This window comes from Kitasatospora sp. NPDC094015 (genome assembly GCF_040304075.1).
Classification (GTDB): Bacteria; Actinomycetota; Actinomycetes; order Streptomycetales; family Streptomycetaceae; genus Kitasatospora.
Genome location: NZ_JBEOUL010000004.1, coordinates 278194 through 295372 on the forward strand (window position 1 = coordinate 278194; position 17179 = coordinate 295372).

Sequence of the window (17179 nt, forward strand, 5' to 3'; positions counted from 1 at the left end):
TCATCCGCAGTGCATCCGACCGACTTTCAGATCTGAAACCAGGAGAGACTGTTATGAACACCGAGCCGATCCTCGTCATCGGAGCCGGCGGCCAGGTGGGTGCTTCCGTGGTGGAGCAGCTGGTCGAAGCGGGCGCCACGGTCCGGGCCAGTGCCCGCAACCCCGAGAAGCTGACGGTGCCCGCCGGGGTGGAGAAGGTCCGGGCGGACGTGCTCAGCCCCGAGACCCTCCCGGCCGCACTGGCCGGGGTGCGCAAGGTCTTCCTCTACGCCCTCCCCCAGGGCATCGCCGACTTCCTGGACGCGGCCCGGGCCGCCGGCGTCGAGCAGATCGTCCTGCTCTCCTCGCAGACCGTGGTGGACGCCTTCCCGGAGCAGAAGCCGATCACCGAGATGCACAAGGCGGTGGAGGAGGCGATCGCCGGCTCCGGGATCGCCTACACCTTCCTGCGGCCGCACAACTTCGCCACCAACATCCTGATGTGGGGCTGGCCGGAGGCGATCCGCACCGAGGGCCGGGTGCGCTTCCCCTACCCCGGGTCGCACAGCGACGTGATCCACGAGAAGGACATCGCCGCGGTCGCCGTCAAGGCACTCACCGAGCCGGGCCACGAGGGCCAGGCGTACTTCATCAGCGGCCCCGAGTCGGTCACCCAGCGCCGCCAGCTGGAGATCATCGGCGAGGTGATCGGCCGGGAGCTGGTCTTCGAGGAGCTCACCGACGCCGAGGCCCGCAAGTCGCTGGAGCCGATCGTGCCGATCTGGGTGATGGACGCGGTGGTGGGCTACTGGGAGCACTCGGACGGCGTGCCGAGCCACCTGAGCGACACCGTCGAGCGGATCACCGGCCGCCCGGCGCGGACCTTCGCCGAGTGGGCGGCGGACCACGCGGCGGACTTCACCGGCTGAGGCCGGCCGGCCCGGACGGGTCGGGGAAGGGACGACGAGGCCCCCGAGGGGTGCGGCGACGAGCCGCCCACCCCCTCGGGGGCCTCGTCGTGGTGGTGGGCCCACCACACCGCCGTCGGCCGATCCGTCGAGGTTGCGGGCACGGTGGTGGCGGGGGTGGTGGCGGGACCACCGTTCGCGGGTGGAACCGGGTGACGAGCGCACCTTAGCCGCGGCGGCCCGCCGACCTAGCTTGGAAGAGCGGCGCGGTACAGCCAACTTCCAGCTGAGGGGGATCCGATGAGCGGTCTTGCCCTGTATCCCAGTACGACGCAGTCCTCAGGTCCGAAGCCGGTCCCCACCCCGGCCTTCGACCCCAACCACGATGTGATGCTCCAGGAGCTGTGCTCCGTGGTGCTCGCCTCCCTGCCCCGGGCCGACCAGCGGCGCAAGGGTGTGCAGTACGTGCGCGGCCTGCTGGGCGCGCAGGGACGCAAGTCGATCCGCAACATCGCCACGGTGGTCGGCGGGGCCGCCGCCGAGCAGAGCCTGCACCACTTCGTCGCCAGCTCCACCTGGGACTGGGGCCCGGTCCGCCAGGCGCTGGCCCAGCACCTGGCCCGGATCGCCCCGCCGCAGGCCTGGGTGCTGCGGCCGACCGTGATCCCCAAGGCCGGCGAGCACTCGGTCGGCGTGGACCGCAGATTCATCCCCTCCCTCGGCCAGGTGCTCAACGCCCAGCAGGCGATCGGGGTGTGGGCCGCCTCCGCGGAGTCCAGCTACCCGGTCAACTGGCGGCTGCACCTGTCGCAGGCCTGGCTGGACGACCGCCCGCGGCGCAGCCAGGCCTCGATCCCGGACGGCGTGGACGCCGAGAGCCTCGGCGACTGCGCGGTGGAGGCCTTCCGCGGCATGACCTCGCGCTGGGGCCTGCCGATGCGCCCGGTGGTCGCGGACGCCGGCGACGCCGACGCCGGCCGGATCGTCCGGCGGCTGCGGGCGCTGCCCACCCCGCTGCTGGTGCGGATCAACGGCAACCTGCCGCTGGCCCCGGCCGGCGCCGGCGGGCCCGGCCGGCCGGCCGAACTGCGCCCCGCGCAGCAGTTGATGGGCGCGGCCCGCGATCTGCGCCGTCCGGTGGTGTGGTCGGACCACACCTCGGCGGGAACGCCCAGGACAAGCCTGGTGGCGGGGGTCAAGGTACGGCTCCCCGGACCGCCGGTGCGCCCGGCGATCCCGGTCCGCGGCATCCGCGGCGACGAGCTGCTGCTGCTCGGGGTGAGCGCGCCGGGGCGGCGCTGGCCGACCGAGCTGTGGCTGACCGACCTGGTGGAGGTCCAGCCGGCCGCACTGCTGCGGCTGGGGCGGCTGCTCGACCGGGTGGACCGGGACTTCACCGAGATTGCCGACCAGGTGGGCGTGCGGGACTTCGCCGGCCGCTCGTTCAGCGGCTGGCACCGGCACGTCACGCTCGCCTCCACCGCGCACGCGGTGGCCATGCTGGGCCGCGGCGCGGGGGAGAGCGGCCTGCGGTATGCCTCCTGACCGCCGGTCAGAGGTGGCGCTCGGCCGGCCCGCCGTCGTCCGGTGCCTCGCGGCGGTCCAGCAGCACCTGCCGGATCCGGGACAGCCGCAGCGCCAGCTGGATCTCGAAGGCGCGCTCCGGCTTCTGCCAGTCCGGGCCGAGCAGCTCGCTGATCCGCTCCAGCCGGCGGGCCACCGTGTTGGTGTGCACGTGCAGCTTCTGGGCGGCGTAGGTCGGGCTGTTGCCGGTCTCGAAGTACGCGTTGAGGGTGCGGGCGAGCTCGGTGAAGCGCTGCTGGTCGTAGTCCAGCACCGGGCCGATCGTGGTGTCGACGAAGCCGTCCACGTCGTGGTTGTCGGCCAGCAGCACGCCGAAGAAGCCCAGGTCGCGGGCGGAGGCGGAGCGGCCGGTGGCGCCCAGCGCGGTCATCGCGTCCAGGCAGCGCAGCGCCTCCTGGTGGCCGTGGAAGACCGAGGTCGGGTCGAGCGCGGGGCCGGCTCCGCTGACCGTCACCGGGTGGCCGAGCAGCGGGGTCAGCTCCTCGGTCACCGCGCGGGCCGCGGCGCTCGGGTCGGTGCCGGGCAGCAGCAGCACCGCCAGGCCGTTCTGCACCCGCTTGAGTCCGCTCATCCGGTGCGCGTACAGCGAGGCCCAGGTGGCCACCTTGCCCTGCGCCTCGCCCTCCGGCCGGGCCACCACCACGACGTGCGGCTTGCCCAGGTCGATGCCCAGGCGCCGGGCGCGCAGCATCAGTTGCTGTGGCGGGCGCTGCGGGTTGGCCAGCAGTTCGTCCAGCAGCTCGTCGCGGACGTGGCCGACGGCGATGGCCGTCCGGCTGCTCTCCAGCAGCAGCGGGATCGCGACCGCCTGGGCCATCAGCCGGGTGAGCTGCTCGCCGCGGTCGGCCAGCGGGGAGTCGGTGCGCAGGAAGAGGGTGCCGAGACCGATGGTGCCGGCGCTGACCGGGGCCACCCAGGTGCCGTCGGCGAGCCGGACCGGGCCGCGCGAGGCGTGCGCGTCCATCGAGGCGAGGACGACCGCGTTCTCGTCGCGCTCGGGCATGTCGGAGGCGGAGGTGAGCACGGTGCCGTCGGCCGCGTAGATCCGGATCGCGCCGCCGAGCCGCTTGCAGACCTCGCGGGCCAGCGAGTGCGGGTCGCCGCCGCTGAGCGCCAGGTCGATCAGCCGGGTGTGCAGCTCGTTGAGCTCGGTGGCCACCTGGAGGCCGTCCTCGGCCTCGGAGGTGTGCTGTTCGAGGTTGGTGACGGTGGCGCTGGTCTGGTCGAGCAGCTGGGCCTTCTCGATCGCCACCCCGGCCAGGTCGCCGAGCGAGCTCATCAGGGCTATCTCGTCGGTGGTGAAGTGCCGGATGTTGCGGTCCGCCACGTAGAGGACGCCGAAGGGGTGGTTGCGGTGGCTGAGCGGCACGCCCATGATGGCGTGCAGGCCCTCGGCGCGGACGGTGTCGTCGATCGCCGGGTTGTGGGCGATGCGCTCGTCCGAGAGGTAGTCGGGCGTCCAGAACGGTGCCGGGTTGGCCAGCACGCTGCTGCCGAGGCCGGAGCCGTCCGGCAGTCGCAGACCGACGCTGAGGGTCGAGGTGTGGCCGTCGGAGGTGCGGACGTAGATGTAGCCCTGCTGGCTGTCGGGGAAGCTGATGTACGACATGTCGACGCCGATCAGCAGCCGGGCCCGACGCGTGATCACCTTGAGCAGGGTGTCCAGGTCGTAGGGCATCGCCAGGTCACGCGCGGTGTCGACCAGGGCCGACAGTCCGGCCTCGCGCTGCTGGCGGCGCTTGGACTGCGAGCGGATGCTCAACGCCAGCTGTTTCAGCCGTTCCAGCCGTTCGAGCTCCTCGCCGGTGCTGCCCCGTAGCCGGGCCTCCTCCACCAGCTCCTCGAACTGCTGCGCCGGCGCCTCGCCGGCCAGGTACTCGAGGACGCTGAATGCGGCCGCCTCGGTACGCCCCTGCAACACCGATCTCCCCCGCCTCTCCCCCAATTGCGGTCATTCAGTGTGACGGCCCGCATACCGGAAGGTAAGTGCAGGCCGAGCTCTTCGTCAACCGCGGGTCAAGCGTGGAGGGGGGTATGTGGCGCGCCCACTGGTGTCCCGGCCACCGCGATCCGTCACCGAGTGTGTTGCCGGATCACCTTTCGCTACAGCACCCCTTGAGTGAGGCTTGAGTTGCCCGAGCGCCAGTGGGCCGGGAATCAGTCGGTGTGCGTAGGAGGGGAAGCTGATGCTGGAGGTCACGGACTACAGACGCTCGTTGGAGCGCAGCCGGATGTCCCGGTCGCGGCGGGACGGTCGCTCGACGTTCCGGCTCCAGCAGCGCGAGTGGGACCTGTTGGAAGGGGTGTTCGCGCCGACGGACTCGCCGTCCACCGGGATCGCCCTCGATCTCCTGGGCCTGTCCTGCGGGCTGCCCGGCACCCGGACCGGCTCGCTGCTGGAGATCGGCTGCGGCGCCGGCGTCATCGCGGTGGCCGCGGCGCTGGCCGGCTGCGAGCGGGTGGTCGCCTCGGACATCAACCCGGCCGCGGTGCGCAACACCGACCTGAACGCGGCCCGGCACGGGGTGGGGGACCGGGTCCGGTCGGTGCAGAGCGACCTGTTCGCCGCGCTCGATCCCGAGGAGCGCTTCGACACCATCTTCTGGAGCTCCAACTACGTGATGGCTCCGGAGGGTTACCACTACGAGCACGTGCACGAGCGGGCCTACGTGGACGCGGGTTACCGGGCGCACCGGCGGTTCCTGGCCGAGGCGCCGGAACGGCTGCGCCCGGGCGGCCGGGTGCTGCTGCACTTCAGCACCCGGGGGGACCTGGTCAGCCTGCTGCGGCTGGCCGGGCAGGCCGGCCGGGGCCTGCGGATGCTGCACGGCGTGGTGGTCCGGGAGGGGGACCACGACGTCGAGCACATGCTGCTGGAGGTCACCGCCTTCGCCCCGCGCGAGGACGGCGTGCCGCAGCAGCGCGAGGACAGCGTGCCCCAGCAGCGGGAGGGTGCTGCGGGCGCGCGCTGCGAGGTCTCGGTGCCGCGTCCGCGGGCGGCCGAGCGGGAGCGGGAGCGACTGTGAAGTCTGAGGATGGCGTGCGCATTCTGCTGGTAGACAATTACGATTCCTTCACATTCAATCTCTTCCACTACCTGGCCGAGGTCGGCGGCCGGGAGCCCGTGGTGGTCGCCAACGACGACCCCTCCTGGCGCTACGAACAGCTGGCCGGCTTCGACGCGGTGGTCATCTCGCCCGGACCCGGCAGCCCGGACCGGCCGGCCGACTTCGGCATCTGCGCGGAGATCCTGGCCAAGGGGGAGCTGCCCGTGCTGGGCGTCTGCCTGGGCCACCAGGGCATCGCCGCCCTGCACGGCGGCCGGGTCGACCGCGCGCCCGAGCCCGTGCACGGCCGCAACTCCGCGGTGCACCACGACGGCACCGGCCTGTTCGAGGGACTGCCCTCGCCGCTGGACGCCGTCCGCTACCACTCCTTGACCGTGCAGCAGCTCTCGCCGCTGCTGGAGCCCACCGCGTGGACCGCCGACGGCCTGCTGATGGGCCTGCGCCACCGCGATCTGCCGCTGTGGGGCGTGCAGTTCCACCCCGAGTCGATCGGCGGCCACGACGGCCGCCGGCTGCTCGCCAACTTCCTGCGGCTGGCCGCCGACCACAACCGCCGCCACGGCCGGGTCACCCGGCCCGCGTACGCCGAGCCGGCCGCACCGGAGCAGCGCTACCTGCCGCGCCGCCGGCTGCGGGTGCTGACCCGGTCGATGCCCACCCGCTGGGACGACGAGGTCGCCTACGACCGGCTGTTCCGCGGCGGCCCGTACGCCTACTGGCTGGACAGCAGCCGGCCGGACGAGGGCGCCGGACGGTTCTCGGTGATGGGCGACGCCGGCGGCCCGCTCGGCCGGGTGGCCGTCGCCGACGTGGCCCGCGGCACCGTCACCGTCCACACCGCGGCCGGCGCCGAGGTGGTGCCGGGCCCGTTCCTGGACTGGGTCGACCGCGACCTGCGCGAGCTGCACACCGAAGTCCCCGAGCTGCCCTTCGACTTCGCCCTCGGCTGGGTCGGCTACCTCGGCTACGAGCTGAAGGCCGAGTGCGGCGGCGAGGCCGCCCACCGGGCCGACACCCCGGACGCCGTGCTGGTGTTCTCCGGCCGCGCCCTGGTGCTCGACCACGCCACCGGCACCAGCCACCTGCTGGCGCTCGCCGAGGAGGGCGAGGAGGAGCACGCGCAGGCCTGGCTCGACCTGACCGCCGAACGCCTCGCGCTGACCGAGGGCCGCCGGCTGCACCTGGCCGGCCCGCCGCTGCCGTTCGGCCCGCTCACCGCCCGGCACGACCGGCCCGGCTACCTCGGCCTGGTGGACGCCTGCCTGCAGGAGATCGAGGCCGGCGAGAGCTACGAGGTCTGCCTCACCAACATGCTGGAGGCGCCCGGACCGTTCGACCCCTGGGAGGGCTACCGCTACCTGCGCCGGATCAGCCCCGCGCCGTACGCCGCGCTGCTCACCTTCGGTGACCTGGCGGTGCTCTCCACCTCGCCCGAGCGGTTCCTGAAAGTGGACCGTACCGGTCTCGCCGAGTCCCGCCCGATCAAGGGCACCCGGCCGCGCGGCGCCTCGCACCGCGAGGACCGGGAGCTGGTCGAGGAGTTGCGGACCAGCGAGAAGGACCGGGCCGAGAACCTGATGATCGTCGACCTGGTCCGCAACGACCTCGGCCGCTGCGCGGAGATCGGCTCCGTCCGGGCCACCGAGCTGTTCGCGGTGGAGTCCTACGCCAAGGCGCACCAGCTGGTCAGCGTGGTGCAGGCCCGGCTGCGGCCGCAGGAGAGCGCGGTGAGCTGCGCCCGCGCGGCCTTCCCGCCCGGCTCGATGACGGGCGCGCCCAAGGTGCGGACCATGCAGATCATCGACCGGCTGGAACAGGGTCCGCGCGGGGTCTACTCCGGGGCGATCGGCTACTTCTCGCTGACCGGTGCGGCCGACCTGAGCGTGGTGATCCGCACCGTGGTGGCCACCCCGGGCCGGGTGCGCTACGGCGTCGGCGGCGCGGTGATCGCGCTGTCCGACCCGGAGGGCGAGTTCCTGGAGACCGCGGTGAAGGCGGCCCCGATGGTGGCGCTGGTCGGGGCCGAGTTCCCGGTCGGACGGCGGGTCAGCGATCGGGAAGCGCGGCCGGACCCGGTGGCGCCGCCGAGCCGGGACAGAGCTGCGGCGCCGGCACGCTGACCGAGACCATCCGCAGCTGCTCGGCCACCGAACGCCGCAGCAGCAGCCAGGAATCGGTCAGCCGGGGCACGCTCTCGGCCTCCAGCCGCCGCACCACCGCCTCGTACGAGATGCCGAGCCGGCCGAGGCGGTCCAGCACCGACCGGGCCGCCTCGTGCTGTCCCATCAGGGTGTCGCCGCGCAGCGTGCTGTGCCGGGCGGCGTCCTCCAGGGTGGGCGGCGTCATCGCGTTCACGGTGCCCCAGGAGACCAGCGACTCCACGTAGCCGGTGCCGGGCCGGGCCCGGCCCGCCCGCGTGGTGTCGGTCCACATCAGGCGCTGCGGCCGTGCGCCGGCGGCCCGCAGGGTGCGCCAGCGCTCGCCGCCGAGGTGCTCCTCGTAGACGCGGTAGAGCAGCCGGGCGGCGGCCAGCGAGGCCTGGCCCAGCAGTGCGCGGGCGTCCTCGCTGCCGAGCTCGCCGAGCAGGCCGTCCACCTCGGCGTCGACCCGGCCGACCGGCAGCGAGGCGACCGAGGCGATCGCGGCCAGCCGGTGGTCGGCGGCCAGCGCGATCTCCAGGCCGTCGAAGTAGGCCGCCACCACCTGGGTGTAGCGGGACACCGAGTAGATCTCGGTCGCGTGCACGCCGATGCCCCGGCCCACGCAGTCCCGGATCGCGGCCAGCCCGGCGGCGGTGGCCGGGATCTTCACCAGCGCGTTGCGGCGGCCGACCGCCCGGGACAGCTCGGTGGCCTCCGCCACCGTCGCGGCCGCGTCGTGGGCCAGCCGCGGATCGAGGTCCATCGAGACCAGGCCGTCGTAGCCGTGCGTGGACTCGAAGACCGCGCCCAGCTCCTCGCAGGCGAGCCGCAGGTCGCGGACCGAGGCGGCCCACAGCGCGCCGTCCACCGACACCTGGTGGTGGGCCAGGCTCAGCAACTGTTCGCGGTACGCGGTGCCGTGGGCCAGCGCGTCGGCCAGCGCGAGCGGGTCCGAGGTGGCACCCCGGACCCCGGTCTCCTCCACCAGCCTGCGCAGCGCGCCGGAGACCAGCAGGCCGCGGTGGACGCCGTCCAGCCACGGCGAGACGCCCTCGGCGACCAGCTGCCTCAGATGACGGTGATTCGCTGGTGCCAGCGGCGATTCTTTCAAGGCTGGATCACTGCTCCCAGTCCGGTGCCGTAGTCCCGTAATGCGGCACTCACGGCATGAGGATAGGCGGCCATTTGCCCTTCCTTGGGGCGCTTCGGAATTCCCTGTCAGGTCCAACCGGTGCGGATAGTTCCGGATCGACCTGATGGAGTATCGGTCACCTGACGGAGTGCCCCGTACCGCATTGGCCGCCTCGCCCCGCCCGGAACAGGATCGGCAAAACGAGCAGCCATCCGCGTCGGGGAGTACACCGGTCATGCCAAACGTCGCTGTCATCTATTACTCGTCCACCGGAAATGTCCACCGGCTGGCCAGGGCCGCCGCCGAGGCGGCCGAACAGGCCGGCGCCGAGGTCCGCCTGCGGCGGATCCCGGACCCGGCCGAGGAGACCTTCGTCCCCGGCACCGAGGAGGCCGCGGCCCAGCTGCGCGCCACCTCGGACGGCATCCCGGAGGCCACCCTGGACGACCTGGCGTGGGCCGACGGCATCCTGATCGGCTCGCCGGTCAGGTTCGGCCTGCCGGCCCCCGCCGTGATCCGCTTCATCGACACCACCGCGCCGCTGTCCATCCCCGGCGGCCTCGCCAACAAGGCGGTCTCCGCCTTCACTTCGGGCTCGGCGCCGCACGGCGGCCACGAGACCACCATCCTCGCGCTGCACAACGCCTTCTGCCACTGGGGCTCGCTGATCATCGCCAACGGGTCCACCGACCCGGTGCTGTTCCGGCCCGACAACGGCAATCCGTACGGCAGCAGCGCCGTCTCCCGCAACAAGCCCGGCCAGGTGCACGAGGACAACCTCGCGGCCGTCGCCTACCAGGCCCGCCGGGTCACCGACGTCGCCGGACTCGTCCGCGGCCTCAAGCCCCTCTGAACACCCTGCACTCCGTTCTGTTCCGGTACCACGCGGGCCGGCGGACCGGTTCGCCGGCACCCGCGACCTCACCATGGAGATACCAGTGGACAACGCTCTGCTCGACATCAGAACCCATCCCGCGCTGCGGGAGCCGGACGACGACCTGCACGAACTCACCGCCTCGCGGACCGCCCTGCAGCAGCCGCTCTGGGAGGACCGTGAGGAACTGGAGCGGGTCAAGCAGGTCCTGGCCGCCGAACCCGCCCTGGTCAAGGCCGACGACGTCCGCCGGCTGCGCTCGCTGCTGGCCCAGGTGGCCGACGGCGAGGCGTACCTGGTCCAGGCCGGCGACTGCGCCGAGGACCCGGCCGAGTGCGGCGAGGACTACGTCGCCCGCAAGGCCGGACTGCTGGACGCGCTGGCCGGCGTGCTGAAGATGGCCACCTACAAGCCGGTGGTCCGGGTCGGCCGGATGGCCGGCCAGTTCGGCAAGCCCCGCTCGGCCCACACCGAGCTGATCGACGGCGTCGAACTCCCGGTCTACCGAGGCCACATGGTCAACGGCCCGGAGCCCGTACCGGGCGCCCGCCGGCCCGACCCCAAGCGGCTGCTGGCCGGCTACCGGGCGGCCGCCCGCGCCATGGGCCACCTCGGCTGGCTCGACCCCGCCCAGCGCTCCACCATCTGCCCGCCGGTGTGGACCAGCCACGAGGCGCTGCTGCTGGACTACGAGCTCCCGATGGTGCGCCGCGACGAGAACGGGCAGCTGCTGCTCGCCTCCACCCACTTCCCGTGGATCGGCGAGCGCACCCGGCAGGTGGACGGCGCCCACGTCGCGCTGCTCGCCCGGGTGGTCAACCCGGTCGCCTGCAAGGTCGGCCCCGGCATGAGCCCGGACGAGCTGCTGACGCTGTGTCAGATCCTCGACCCGGAGCGCGAGCCGGGCCGGCTCACCCTGATCGCCCGGATGGGCGCCGACGCCGTCACCGACAAGCTGCCCGCCCTGGTCGCGGCCGTCCGCGCCGCCGGCCACCCGGTCATCTGGCTCACCGACCCGATGCACGGCAACACCGTCACCGCGCCCGACGGTCTGAAGACCCGCTTCCTGCAGACCGTGGTCCGCGAGGTCGAGGGCTTCCAGCAGTCCGTGCTCGCCGCCGGCGGCACCGCCGGCGGCCTGCACCTGGAGACCACCCCGGACGACGTCACCGAGTGCGTCGCCGACGCCTCGGCGGTCGACGGGGTCGGGGACAGGTACACGAGTTTCTGCGACCCGCGGCTCAACCCGGTCCAGGCCATGTCCGTGGCCCTGGCCTGGCTCGGCTGACGGATCGCGGACATCCCCAACCACACCAGCCGGCCCGCCAACCGGGACCGGCACGTAGGGAGGTCCGACCCATGGAGAACAAGACAGCCCTGGTGACCGGCGCGGCCGGCGGCATAGGCGCCGCCGTCGCCCGGGCCCTGGGCCTGCGCGGCGTCCTGGTGGCCGCCGTGGACCGGGACGCCGAGCGCCTCGACGAACTGGTCGAGAAGCTGGCCGCCGACGGCATCCGTGCCGTCGCCTGCCCCGCCGACGTCACCGACTCGGCCTCGGTCGAGGCCGCGGTCGAGCGGGTCGAGCAGCAGCTCGGTCCGATCGAGTACCTGGTCAACGCGGCCGGCGTGCTGCGCCTGGGCGAGGTGCGCACCTTCACCGACGAGGACTGGCGGACCACGTTCGACGTCAACGCGAACGGGGTCTTCCACGTCTCGCGCGCGGTGGTCAACCGGATGGTGCCGCGCGGCCGGGGGGCGATCGTCACGGTCGCCTCGAACGCCGCCGTCACCCCGCGCAGCGAGATGGCCGCCTACGCCGCCTCGAAGGCGGCCGCCACGCTCTTCACCAAGAGCCTCGGCCTGGAGGTCGCCAAGCACGGCATCCGCTGCAACCTGGTCGCCCCCGGCTCGACCGACACCCCGATGCTCAGCTCGATGTGGCAGGACGACAGCGGCCGCGCGGGCACCATCGAGGGCCGGCCCGACGCCTACCGGGTGGGCATCCCGCTGCGCAAGCTCGCCGACCCGACCGACGTCGCCAACGCCGTCGTCTTCCTGCTCTCGGACGAGGCCGGCCACATCACCCTGCACGATCTGACCGTGGACGGAGGCGCGAGTCTCGGTGCCTGACAGCACTCTCACCCATGCAACGCAGTCCCCCGCACAGCGGCCCCGGGCGGGCATCCCCGCCATCACGCCGTACCCGATGCCGACCGCCGGGGAACTCCCCGCCAACATCGCCGACTGGACGCTGGACCCGGACCGCGCGGTCCTGCTCGTCCACGACATGCAGCGCTACTTCCTGGCCCCGCTGCCGGCCGATGGGCCGGGCGACGAGCTGGTCCGCAACGCGGCCCTGGTGCGCGACCGCCTCGCGGCGCTCGGCGTGCCCGTCGCCTACACCGCCCAACCCGGCGGCATGTCCCCCGAGGAGCGCGGCCTGCTCGCCGACTTCTGGGGCCCGGGCATGCGGGTCGACCCGGCCGACCGGCTGATCGTCGACCCGCTCGCCCCGCGCCCCGACGACTGGGTGCTCACCAAGTGGCGCTACAGCGCGTTCTTCCGCTCCGACCTGCTGGAGCGGATGCGCGCGGCCGGCCGCGACCAGCTGGTGATCTGCGGCGTCTACGCGCACGTCGGCGTGCTGATGACGGCGGTGGAGGCCTTCACCAACGACATCCAGCCCTTCCTGGTCGCCGACGCCGTCGCCGACTTCTCCCAGGACCACCACCGGATGGCGCTGGAGTACGCGGCGCAGCGCTGCGCCGTGGTCCGCACCGCTAAGGAGCTCCTGCCGTGACCGACCTGTTGAGCAGAGTGCTGGCCGGGCGGGCGCCCGCCTTCGCGCTGCTGCACCGGCCGGAGACCGCCGGACCCGGCACCGTCGACGTGCTGGCCGGCGAGGTCTCGCTGCCGCCGACCCTGGCCGACATCCCGCTCGCCGACACCGGCCCGGCCGGGCAGCACGAGGTGCTGGTGCTGGTGCCGTACCGGCAGCTGGCCGAGCGGCGCTTCGAGGCCGCCGACGACGGCGCGCCGCTGATCGCGATGACCGTCGCCGAGCAGGCCGCGCTGCCCGTCGAGGAGGTGCTGGCCCGGATCCCGGACGTGCGGATCCAGCTCACCGGCGGGCACTTCGACATCGCCGACGAGACCTACGCGGACACCGTGCGCCGGGTCATCGCGGAGGAGATCGGCCGCGGCGCGGGCGCCAACTTCGTGCTCAAGCGCTCCTTCGTCGCCGACATCACCGACTACGGGCCGGCCGCCGCGCTCGCGTTCTTCCGCCGGCTGATGCAGCGGGAGACCGGTGCGTACTGGACCTTCCTGGTGCACACCGGTGACCGGACCCTGGTCGGGGCCAGCCCCGAGCGGCACATCAGCGTGCACGGCGGGACGGCCGTGATGAACCCGATCAGCGGCACCTACCGGTACCCGCCGGCCGGCCCCAGCCTGCCGGAGGTGATGGACTTCCTGGCCGACCGCAAGGAGGCCGACGAGCTCTACATGGTGGTCGACGAAGAGCTCAAGATGATGGCCCGGATCTGCGACACCGGCGGCCGGGTGCTCGGCCCGTACCTCAAGGAGATGGCCCGGCTCGCGCACACCGAGTACTTCATCGAGGGCCGCACCGACCGCGACCCGCGCGAGATCCTGCGCGAGACGCTGTTCGCCCCCACCGTCACCGGCAGCCCGCTGGAGAGCGCCGCCCGGGTGATCAACAAGTACGAGCCGGAGGGCCGCGGCTACTACAGCGGCATCGCCGCGCTGATCGGCCGCGACGAGCGGGGCGGCCGCACCCTGGACTCGGCGATCCTGATCAGGACCGCCGACATCGACGCCGGCGGGCGGGTGCGGATCGGCGTCGGGGCGACCCTGGTGCGCCACTCCGACCCGCTCTCCGAGGTCGCCGAGACCCGCGCCAAGGCGGCCGGGCTGCTCGGCGCCCTGGAGGCGGACGGTCCGGTCCGGTTCGGCTCGCACCCCAGCGTGCGCGCCGCGCTGGAGCAGCGCAACGGCACCATCGCCGGGTTCTGGCTGGCCGCGGACGCGGAGCGCGAGCGCCCGCACCCGGAGCTGGCCGGCCGCCGGGTGCTGGTGGTCGACGCCGAGGACACCTTCACCTCGATGAGCGACCACCAGCTGCGCTCGCTCGGGCTGGAGGTGACGGTCCGCCGGTTCGACGAGCCGTACGACTTCGACGGCTACGACCTGGTGCTGATGGGCCCGGGGCCGGGCGACCCGAGCGAGCTGGACCACCCCAAGGTGGCCCACCTGCACGCCGCCGTCGGCCGGCTGCTGGCCGAGCGCCGGCCGTTCCTCGCGGTCTGCCTGAGCCACCAGGTGCTCAGCCTCAACCTGGGGCTGGACCTGCGCCGCCGGGAGGTGCCCAACCAGGGCGTGCAGCGGGAGATCGACCTGTTCGGCACCCCCGAACTGGTCGGCTACTACAACACCTTCTCGGCCGTCTCCGGGGCCGACCGCTTCGAGGCACCCGGGGTCGGCACCGTGGAGGTCAGCCGGGACGCCGTGAGCGGGGAGGTGCACGCGCTGCGCGGGCCGCACTTCGCCGGCATGCAGTTCCACGCCGAGTCGGTGCTGACCCAGGACGGCGTGCGGATCGTCGGCACGATGATCGCCGAGGTGCTCGGGGCCGGCGCCGTGGTGGCCCGATGAGGGTCGTCGTGGCCTGGTGGGACCTGGCCGGATCGGCGCAGACCGTCGACTCGCTGCGGGAGTTCCTGCGGGACGAGGCGGTCGAGCGCTGGGCCGCGGCCGACGGGCTGGTGCTGAAGACCTGGATCGCCGACCGCGAGCGCGGGCGGTGGGGCGCGGTGCAGCTGTGGGAGTCCGAGGAGGCCCTGCGGCGGCCGGTGTCCACCCGGGCGGCCGAGCTGATCGGCTACCCGCCCACCGAGCGGCTGGTGTTCGACCTGGAGGCCACCGCCGTGGGGCCGGGGGGACCGGCCGCCCTGGCCGGCCTCGGCGCGGCGCTGTCCTGACGGGCCAGGGCCCGGGCCCTGGCCCGGTGAGGGTGCCGGCCGCCTCGGCGGCGGCCGGCACCACCCTTTCTGATTTACCTGACAAGGTCGGATCGAGGGCTTTGCTCCGGAAGTTCCCGGCACGGGACGATCGATGACGGATGAGCCCGCGGAAAACGAGGGGAATTCAAAAATGATCACGACGGGGATCGACCGGGAAATCCGGCCTTCGGCCGCGATCGCCGTTCTCGGTACCGGCTCGTACCTTCCGGCGCACGTCATCACCAACGACGAGGTGGGAGAGCCCGCCGGCGTCACCGGTGAATGGATCCATGCCAAGACCGGAATTCTCAACCGGCGCCGGGCCAAGCCGGACGAGGCCACCTCCGACCTCGCGGTGATCGCCGCCCGGGCCGCGCTGGAGAGCGCCGGCCTGCGGGCCGCGGACATCTCGCTGATCGTGGTGGCCACCTCCACCCCCGACTCCCCGCAGCCGCCCACCGCCTGCGTGGTCGCCGACGAGCTCGGCGTGGCGCCGGGCACCGCCGCCTTCGACGTCAACGCGGTGTGCAGCGGCTTCGTCTTCGCGCTGACCTGCGCCGAGCGGATCCTGCACGGCACCGGCGGCCACGCGCTGGTGATCGGCGCCGACGTGTACTCGCGGATCCTGGACCCGGCCGATCGGCGGACCACGATCCTGTTCGGCGACGGCGCGGGCGCCGTGGTGCTCGGCCCGTCCCGCGGCGGCGAGGTGGCGGCCACCCGGCTGGCCAGCTTCGGTGCCGACCGCGACCTGATCGAGGTGCCCGCCGGCGGCAGCCGGCTGCCGGCCTCGCACCGGACGGTGGCCGAGGGCCTGCACTACTTCACGATGAACGGCCGCGGCGTGCGCGACTTCGTCGCCGAGAACGTCCCGGGCGCCGTCCGGGAATTCCTCGCCGAGGCCGGCACATCCCCGACCGAACTCGCCCGATTCGTACCGCATCAGGCAAATGGCCGCATGCTGGAAAGCCTCTCGGCCGAACTGGGCCTCGAACCCGGCCGGACCTGCACCACATTCGAGGAATTCGGCAACACCGGCTCCGCCTCCGTCCCGATCACCCTGGACCAGGCCGCCCGGGCCGGCGAGCTGAACCCCGGTGACCTGGTGCTGCTGGCCGGATTCGGCGGCGGCATGGCGATGGGCCTGGCGCTGCTGCGCTGGTAGCGGCCCCACCCGGCGGCTCACCGGCGGCCCCGCCGAGGTCGCGCCCCCCGCACACCCCCCGAACACCCCACTGAGAAGGAGACGGTGATGGACGACACCCTGGTGGACGACTACCTGCGCCGGATCGGCGCCCAGCGGCCCGAGCGGCCCGACCTCGACGGACTGCGCCACCTCCAGGAGCGGCACGTCCTGTCGGTGCCGTTCGAGAACCTCGGCTACCACCTCGACGAGCAGATCCACATGGACGAGCGGGTGCTGGACAAGATAGTCCGCCAGCACCGCGGCGGCGGCTGCTACGAGGTCAACCCGGCCTTCTCGTTCCTGCTGGAGGCGCTCGGCTACCAGGTGGAGATCCTGCCCGGCCGGGTCTTCCGCCCGGGCGGCGTCTACGGCCCGGCCCTGTGCCACCTCGCGCTGAAGGTCGAACTCGACGGCGTGGTCTGGCTGGTGGACGTCGGCTTCGGCCGCAACAGCCGCCACCCGCTGCTGCTGGACTCCCGCGAGCCGCAGCAGGACCCGGACGGCACCTACCAGCTGTTCGACGCGCCCGGCGGCGGCGTCGACATCCACCTGAACGGCAAGCCGCTGTACCGGCTCGACGACCGCCCGACCCGGCTGGACGACTTCGCGCCCACCCTGTGGTGGTGGCGCACCTCGCCCGAGTCCCCGTTCCTGCAGGACGTGTTCTGCTCGCTGCGGACCGAGGACGGCCGGATCACCCTCAAGGGCAACCAGCTCTCGGTCGCCGCCGGCCGCGAGCGCTCCAACGAGGAACTCGCCGACGACGCCGCCGTGCTGGCCGCGTACAAGACCCACTTCGGCTTCAGCCTCGACCGGCTGCCGAGCCCGCCGCAGATCGCCGGGGCGACCGCCGGCGTGCAGACCGGCTGAACCGCGATGACCACCGCCGCCCGCGCCCTGCCGACCGAGGCCGCCGACCTGCCGTACGCCTTCGCGGAGGCCTTCAACGCCGGTGACCTGGCCGCCGTGGACCAGCTGTTCGAGCCCGAGGCAGTGTTCGTCACCCGCCCCGGCCACAGCGTCACCGGCGACGAACGGCGGGCCGCCAACGCGGAGTTCCTCGCCCTCGGCATCCCGATCCGGCTCACCCTGCGGCACGCCTACGTGCAGGGCGACCTCGCCCTGCTGATCGGCGACTACCTGATCGAGGGCACCGCCCCCGACGGCACCCCGGTGTGCGACCGGGGCACCGCCACCGACGTGGCCCGCCGCGGCCCGGACGGCCGCTGGCGCTACGCCATCGACAACCCCTCGGGCACCGACCGCCCCTGAGGCCTGCCGGA

Annotated in this window: 15 protein-coding genes; 13 read left to right on the plus strand and 2 right to left on the minus strand. The window is 73.2% G+C overall.

The genetic code is table 11. The annotated features are described in order from the left end of the window. Positions 1 to 53 precede the first annotated feature (53 nt). The gene (locus tag ABT014_RS07475; RefSeq protein WP_350637697.1) at positions 54 to 908 is read left to right on the plus strand and encodes an NAD(P)H-binding protein; all 855 of its coding nucleotides are present in this window, start codon (positions 54 to 56) and stop codon (positions 906 to 908) included. A 279-nt stretch (positions 909 to 1187) separates the two neighbouring features. Further along, positions 1188 to 2432, plus strand: a complete 1245-nt coding sequence (locus ABT014_RS07480) for an IS701 family transposase (protein ID WP_350637698.1) — start codon at positions 1188 to 1190, stop codon at positions 2430 to 2432. A 7-nt stretch (positions 2433 to 2439) separates the two neighbouring features. On the opposite strand, the gene ABT014_RS07485 is transcribed toward ABT014_RS07480, so the two are convergent. Beyond that, the gene (locus tag ABT014_RS07485; RefSeq protein ID WP_502894885.1) at positions 2440 to 4392 is read right to left on the minus strand and encodes a helix-turn-helix domain-containing protein; all 1953 of its coding nucleotides are present in this window, start codon (positions 4390 to 4392) and stop codon (positions 2440 to 2442) included. Between the two features lie 265 nt (positions 4393 to 4657). On the opposite strand from ABT014_RS07485, the gene ABT014_RS07490 reads away from it, so the two are divergent. Together ABT014_RS07490 and pabB are read left to right on the plus strand one after the other, a co-directional pair. Next, on the plus strand, positions 4658 to 5497 hold the full coding sequence (locus ABT014_RS07490) for a methyltransferase (protein ID WP_350637700.1): 840 nt from the start codon (positions 4658 to 4660) through the stop codon (positions 5495 to 5497). 14 nt (positions 5498 to 5511) lie between these two features. Continuing rightward, entirely contained in the window at positions 5512 to 7659 is a 2148-nt protein-coding gene (pabB, locus tag ABT014_RS07495) for an aminodeoxychorismate synthase component I (protein WP_350637701.1), read from the plus strand. Here pabB and ABT014_RS07500 read toward each other — a convergent pair. Beyond that, positions 7586 to 8791: a transaldolase family protein gene (locus ABT014_RS07500; protein WP_350637702.1), complete on the minus strand. Its 1206-nt coding sequence runs from the start codon at positions 8789 to 8791 to the stop codon at positions 7586 to 7588. The genes pabB and ABT014_RS07500 overlap by 74 nt on opposite strands. Positions 8792 to 9047: 256 nt before the next feature. Here ABT014_RS07500 and ABT014_RS07505 point away from each other — a divergent pair, with 256 nt between their 5' ends. The 9 genes from ABT014_RS07505 to ABT014_RS07545 all read left to right on the plus strand — a co-directional run bounded on the left by ABT014_RS07505 (position 9048) and on the right by ABT014_RS07545 (position 17168). Further along, positions 9048 to 9665, plus strand: coding sequence for an NAD(P)H-dependent oxidoreductase (locus ABT014_RS07505; RefSeq protein ID WP_350637703.1), 618 nt, complete (start codon positions 9048 to 9050; stop codon positions 9663 to 9665). A gap of 85 nt (positions 9666 to 9750) precedes the next feature. Then, positions 9751 to 10974, plus strand: a complete 1224-nt coding sequence (locus tag ABT014_RS07510; protein ID WP_502894886.1) for a 3-deoxy-7-phosphoheptulonate synthase — start codon at positions 9751 to 9753, stop codon at positions 10972 to 10974. A 71-nt stretch (positions 10975 to 11045) separates the two neighbouring features. Next, on the plus strand, positions 11046 to 11816 hold the full coding sequence (locus ABT014_RS07515; protein WP_350637704.1) for a 2,3-dihydro-2,3-dihydroxybenzoate dehydrogenase: 771 nt from the start codon (positions 11046 to 11048) through the stop codon (positions 11814 to 11816). Positions 11817 to 11892: 76 nt separating this feature from the next. Beyond that, positions 11893 to 12486, plus strand: a complete 594-nt coding sequence (locus ABT014_RS07520) for an isochorismatase family protein (RefSeq protein WP_350637802.1) — start codon at positions 11893 to 11895, stop codon at positions 12484 to 12486. Next, positions 12483 to 14363 carry an anthranilate synthase family protein gene (locus tag ABT014_RS07525; protein ID WP_350637705.1) on the plus strand — a complete coding sequence of 627 codons (1881 nt, stop codon included), beginning with the start codon at positions 12483 to 12485 and terminating at the stop codon, positions 14361 to 14363. The genes ABT014_RS07520 and ABT014_RS07525 overlap by 4 nt, the downstream gene beginning before the upstream one ends. Continuing rightward, entirely contained in the window at positions 14360 to 14689 is a 330-nt protein-coding gene (locus tag ABT014_RS07530) for a hypothetical protein (RefSeq protein ID WP_350637706.1), read from the plus strand. Before ABT014_RS07525 ends, ABT014_RS07530 begins: the two co-directional genes overlap by 4 nt. Before the next feature lie 172 nt (positions 14690 to 14861). Then, the gene (locus ABT014_RS07535; protein ID WP_350637803.1) at positions 14862 to 15875 is read left to right on the plus strand and encodes a 3-oxoacyl-ACP synthase III family protein; all 1014 of its coding nucleotides are present in this window, start codon (positions 14862 to 14864) and stop codon (positions 15873 to 15875) included. An 87-nt stretch (positions 15876 to 15962) separates the two neighbouring features. After that, a complete protein-coding gene (locus tag ABT014_RS07540) occupies positions 15963 to 16766 on the plus strand; it encodes an arylamine N-acetyltransferase family protein (protein WP_350637707.1) in 804 nt (267 codons plus the stop codon). Positions 16767 to 16772: 6 nt separating this feature from the next. Then, a complete protein-coding gene (locus ABT014_RS07545) occupies positions 16773 to 17168 on the plus strand; it encodes a YybH family protein (protein ID WP_350637708.1) in 396 nt (131 codons plus the stop codon). Positions 17169 to 17179 lie beyond the last annotated feature (11 nt).